Below are 5,173 nucleotides of genomic sequence, written 5' to 3' on the forward strand. Positions count from 1 at the left end.
CACCTGGCACAAGTCTCAGGCTTTGGAGTTGCCAGAAAATATCACGTGTACATTTATTCCTCCATACACTCCAGAAATGAATCCCATTGAGCAAGTTTGGGCAGAGATACGAAAGCGTGGATTCAAAAACAAGGCCTTCAAATCTTTAGAAGAAGTCATTTTGAAGTTAGAAACAGTGATTCAAAATTTGGAAAAAGAATGCCTGAGGAAGATTGTTCACAGAAAATGGATTTGTCCAGAATAGATTTTTGATGAGTATAAAAAGGTCCACCGGACCTTCTTCACTTTCTTATTTCTAGACTCAGGGGAAAAAGACTAAACTCAGTAACAACTAGGAAACAAGTGTTTTATCTAATTCCTTGACGCAGTCGCTGTCTGGTTTGAAATGCGCTTTACCAAGCTTTTTCAAACCTAGTCATCGTTGCGGGGGTGAGACAAGGAAAATCGAACTCTTCGAGTTACCGAATCTTCTCTCACTTTTTTATTTCAAGGCGAGAGGCTGAAAACCTACACTGGAGGTTATTCTTGCTCCCCAGTTTCAAGGCTCAAGCTAAAAAGGTCCACTAGACCTTCTTCGCTTTCTCATTTCTAGGCTCAGGGTAAAAAGACTAAACTCAGTAACAGCTAGAAAACAAGTTTTTCATCTAGTTACTTGACGCAGTCGCTGTCTGGTTTGAAATGAGCTTTACCAAGCTTTTTCAAACCTAGTTATCGTTGCAGGGGTGAGACAACGAAATCGAACTCTTCGAGTTACCGGACCTACTCTCACTTTTTTATTTCAAGGTGAGAGGCTGAATACCTCTACTGGAGGTTTTCACTCCCAAAAGTCATCAAATACGGTGATTGGTAGGTGGCGTTTGTGTTGGCCTTTGTGCCACCAGTTTTCAATAGTCATTTGGGCTCCTGGGCTGATTGTTTTGCCTTCTAAGTAGTCGTCAATCTCCTCATAGGTAACTCCAAGTGCTACTTCATCAGCTAGGCCTGGTTTGTCTTCTTCTAGGTCTGCTGTTGGGATTTTTTCATAAAGGGCTGGATCAGCACCAAGTTCCTGCAAGAGTTGTTTTCCTTGTCGTTTATTAAGGCGGAAAAGTGGTAAAATATCTGCACCACCGTCGCCAAACTTGGTAAAGAAACCTGTGATATTTTCCGCAGCATGGTCTGTTCCAATGACCGCTCCGCTATGGGCACCAGCAAGGACATATTGGGCAATCATACGGCAACGTGCCTTGATATTTCCCTTGTTGAAGTCTGAAACAGGGCTTCCTGTCGCTTCAACTGCAGCTGTCATAGCATCAGCTGATTCCTTAATATTAACCACTAAGCTGACATCTGGCTGGATAAAGGCTAGGGCTTTTTGAGCATCTGCTTCATCAGCTTGTACTCCGTATGGCAGGCGGACGGCGATAAATTTGTAGCTGTCATCTCCTGTCTCTGCTCGCAGTTCTTCCATAGCTAATTGGGCCAAGCGCCCTGCCAAGGTTGAGTCCTGTCCTCCAGAAATCCCTAGTACAAAGGTTTTTAGGAAAGGGTGTTTTTTCAGATATCTCTTTAAGAAATCAATAGAACGACGGATTTCTTCTTGGGCATCAATCACTGGTTTCACACCTAGTTCTTGGATAATCGTTTCTTGCAAACTCATTTTTCTTCTCCTTCACCAAGGGCTTCCTTGCGCATTTTGTCAATCAAGTCCATCTTGTCTTGCCATACATCACGCGCCAAATCCACTGGATAATGCTGTGGATTAAGCACGCGCTTGTACTCATCCCAAAGCTTGTCAAATTCCTTACGAGCATAAGCCTGAATCTCAGTCAAGCTAGGCAAGTTGTAAATCAATTTTCCGTTTTTAAAGATATCCACCAAGAGAGGAACAGCATCAAAATTACGAACCGTCTTCTTGATGTAAGTATAAGTCGGATGGAACATCTTGATTTCTGTCATGCTGGCAACATCCACACCATCATAGGTAATGTAGTCGCCTTCTGACTTGCCTTTTTCACGACTGGTAATGCGCCACACCTGCTTCTTACCTGGCGTCGACACTTTTTCCGCATTATTAGACAGCTTGATGGTATTACGCATATTACCATTTTCATCTTCGATGGCAACAATCTTATAAACTGCACCAAGAGCTGGTTGGTCATAGGCTGTAATCAACTTGGTACCCACACCCCAGACATCAATCTTGGCCTTTTGCATCTTGAGGTTGAGGATAGTATTTTCGTCCAAATCATTAGAAGCATAAATCTTAGCCTCTGTAAATCCAGCCTCGTCCAATTGCTGACGGACTTTCTTGGAAATGTAAGCAATATCCCCAGAGTCAATCCGCACACCCATAAAGTTAATCTGATCCCCCAACTCACGCGCCACCTGAATAGCCGCTGGCACACCGATGCGAAGGGTGTCATAGGTATCCACAAGAAAGACACAATTTTTGTGGGTCGCAGCATAAGCCTTGAAAGCCTCATAATCATTGCCATAAACCTGCACCAAGGAATGGGCGTGAGTCCCCAAGGCAGGAATATCAAAGAGTTTACCAGCACGCACATTGCTGGTTCCATTGGCACCACCAATCACCGCTGCGCGTGTTCCCCAGATAGCCGCATCCATCTCTTGCGCCCGACGTGTCCCAAACTCCATCAAGGGTTCATCTTCGATAACCGAACGAATACGAGCTGCCTTAGTCGCCACCAAGGTCTGGTAGTTGACTATGTTCAAAAGAGCCGTTTCGACCAATTGACATTGGGCTAGAGGGCCTTCCACCTGCACAATCGGTTCATTAGCAAAGACCAAGTCCCCTTCTTGGGCAGAACGAACGGTCAACTCTAACTTGAAATTGCGGAGGTAATCCAAGAACGCCCCATGATAACCAAGCGACTCCAAATAGGCTATATCACTATCTGAAAAACGCAAGTCTTCAAGATAGTTCACAATTCTTTCCAAACCAGCAAAAATCGCATAGCCGTTCTTAAAAGGCTGTTGGCGGAAATAAACCTCAAAAACTGCCTTCTTATTGTGAATCCCTTGGTCAAAGTAAACCTGCATCATGTTAATCTGATACAAGTCTGTGTGCAATGTCAAACTATCATCTGGATACATACTTTTCCTACTTCCTTAGCTAGAAACCCATGAAAATTTTCAAGAACTTTCATGTATTCCAATAAATTAGTACTATTATATCACATTTTAGCTGGATTGAGAAAAGAGTAACAAGCTATTCTCCACTCTCCAGTTCATCCATGTCTTGCTCAAATTTTTTCTGGGCCCATTCGCCATAACTCTTCAGACCGAGATTGCCAATAAAGACCCAAGGAAGGTAAATGACATAAGTAATGACCCAAGCGGACATGTATTTAACGTTCAAAGGATTGTGCTGATAAATTTCTATGTTGAATTGATAATTCTGCAACATCAAAAGAGCTGTAATCGTCAAGGTTAGGAAAAAACAACCCAAAATTGTAAAATGAAAACGACTATAATAGGTCACTCCCAGATAACGGGCACGATTGAAAAAGAAGAAAATCCCTACTATCAGAGTATAGACTAGAAAATTCGGATTAAAAAGAGATGGAGCCAACACTGCCACCAAATAGCTTAGAAGTACAAGCACAATAAAGAGTGAAAAAGACTCTGCCCCAGCTTTATTGATTAGTTGTTCTTCTCTTTCGTCAAGTAATTGATAATGAATGAATTTATTTACCATCTTCTTCCTCCCAAAATAGTTGGTCTAGGGTTTTCCCTAAACATCTACAAATGGACTGGCAGAGCGAGAGACTGGGATTGTATTTCCCCGCCTCTATCAAACCAATAGTCTGGCGCGTCACCCCAACAGCCTCTGCCAGTTGACCTTGTGTTAAATCAAGCTCGACTCGAGCTAATTTTAATTTTAAATTTTTAGCCACCTGCGTCCTCCTTATAATTCTAAAAAGTTGCGCCTCTTTTCAACATTATTATATCATATATCTAACTTAATGCAATGTATAAATGTCATTTTGTGATATTTTATTAACAAAAACTCTCTACCACAAAAAGATAGAGAGTGTTAAGTTTAAATATAGGATTTCAAAATTTCGACGACATCACTTCTTTTCTTAACCCGATAAGCCTTGATGCCCAACTTCTCAGTTGCCATTTCATTGTCCTCAATATCGTCTAGAAAGACACAATTTGTATAGTAGATTGAAATAAGATGTGAACAAATTGATTAGGAAAATCAAATTAATGTATAGAAATATTTTAGCAGCCATGACGTACTATTCTAGATTCAATCTACTATAGTATTTAAGGGGTATTTTATCGAGACTTATGTCAAGCTCCCTCTTTGCTCTATGCTTTCATCTTCTACTTACAAATCCTTTTGGTAATAAAATCTTTGCCCTGTGTAGGGATAGTCTTGCAAGGTAAAGACTTCCTTGTAGCCATGGCTTAGATAAAAGTCTGGTGCCTGAAACTGATAAGTATTGACAAATGCAAAACGACAGTTTCGATTCTTGACTTCACTTTCTGCCTGTTGCAATAGTTTTGAACCGATTCCTTTCCCTCGCAGTTCCTCTTTTACAAACAAATACTCAATTTCCAGCCAATTTCCAAAAGTCTCTGCTACTAAGCCTGCCAGGAGATGTCCCTTTTCATCCTCAACATAAAGGTTCAATGGCTCACTTTCAGCCTCTTCTCTTTTGGAACGGTTATAAGCACGAATCAAATTCCCAATTTCTTGTGCCTTCTGGGATTCCTTATTTTCCAATCTAAAGTACATCCAAACCTCCTCGAAAACTGATACAGCTTGATTATAGTCTTATTTCAATAGACTGTCAAACTAGCAAAAACCCACCAACCTAAGCTGATGAGTCCTTAATCTATTTAAACATCTAACAATATACGTTTTTCTGATTTTAAAAGACTTTTTTCCTATTCTTTTTTGAAACATTTTATCTTAAACAATAGACTTGTTCGGTAACTAAAAAGTGGTATACTAAAGCTATGGAAACAACATACGAAAAAGCCTTAAAATTAAACTCAGAGAATTTCAAATTGTTGATAGGTGTTAAAAAAGCGACGTTTCAACTGATGCTTGATTGTCTCACTGACGCTTATCAAGCGCAACACCGAAAAGGAGGACGCCCACGCCGTCTAAGTATGGAAGACCAACTTATCATGACCTTGCGCTACTTACGCT

6 protein-coding genes and 1 pseudogene are annotated in these 5,173 nt (G+C 40.9%); 2 read left to right on the forward strand and 5 right to left on the reverse strand.

Features of this window, described 5'->3' with window-relative positions; genetic code table 11:
* A partial coding sequence (locus FGQ53_RS11015) for a transposase (protein WP_171019146.1) occupies positions 1–244 on the forward strand: 244 nt, incomplete at its 5' end.
* Positions 245–814: 570 nt separating this feature from the next.
* Here the strand turns inward: FGQ53_RS11015 and nadE are convergent.
* From nadE to FGQ53_RS11045, 5 genes are all read right to left on the reverse strand, one after another.
* The gene (nadE, locus tag FGQ53_RS11020) at positions 815–1,639 is read right to left on the reverse strand and encodes an ammonia-dependent NAD(+) synthetase (RefSeq protein ID WP_138338781.1); all 825 of its coding nucleotides are present in this window, start codon (positions 1,637–1,639) and stop codon (positions 815–817) included.
* Complete coding sequence (locus FGQ53_RS11025) at positions 1,636–3,096, reverse strand: nicotinate phosphoribosyltransferase (protein ID WP_138338784.1); 1,461 nt, start codon at positions 3,094–3,096, stop codon at positions 1,636–1,638. The genes nadE and FGQ53_RS11025 overlap by 4 nt, the downstream gene beginning before the upstream one ends.
* Positions 3,097–3,211: 115 nt before the next feature.
* Positions 3,212–3,700 (reverse strand): DUF6773 family protein, encoded by a 489-nt coding sequence (locus tag FGQ53_RS11030; RefSeq protein ID WP_138338787.1) that lies wholly within the window; start codon positions 3,698–3,700, stop codon positions 3,212–3,214.
* Positions 3,690–3,899, reverse strand: coding sequence for a helix-turn-helix transcriptional regulator (locus FGQ53_RS11035; RefSeq protein ID WP_001107500.1), 210 nt, complete (start codon positions 3,897–3,899; stop codon positions 3,690–3,692). The genes FGQ53_RS11030 and FGQ53_RS11035 overlap by 11 nt, the downstream gene beginning before the upstream one ends.
* A gap of 443 nt (positions 3,900–4,342) precedes the next feature.
* The gene (locus FGQ53_RS11045; RefSeq protein ID WP_138338794.1) at positions 4,343–4,753 is read right to left on the reverse strand and encodes a GNAT family N-acetyltransferase; all 411 of its coding nucleotides are present in this window, start codon (positions 4,751–4,753) and stop codon (positions 4,343–4,345) included.
* A gap of 224 nt (positions 4,754–4,977) precedes the next feature.
* Between FGQ53_RS11045 and FGQ53_RS11050 the strand changes: the two are divergent.
* A pseudogene (locus tag FGQ53_RS11050) lies at positions 4,978–5,173 on the forward strand (IS5/IS1182 family transposase); the annotation flags it as partial.

The sequence above is a fragment of the Streptococcus mitis genome (assembly GCF_005844455.1).
Classification (GTDB): Bacteria; Bacillota; Bacilli; order Lactobacillales; family Streptococcaceae; genus Streptococcus; species Streptococcus mitis_BF.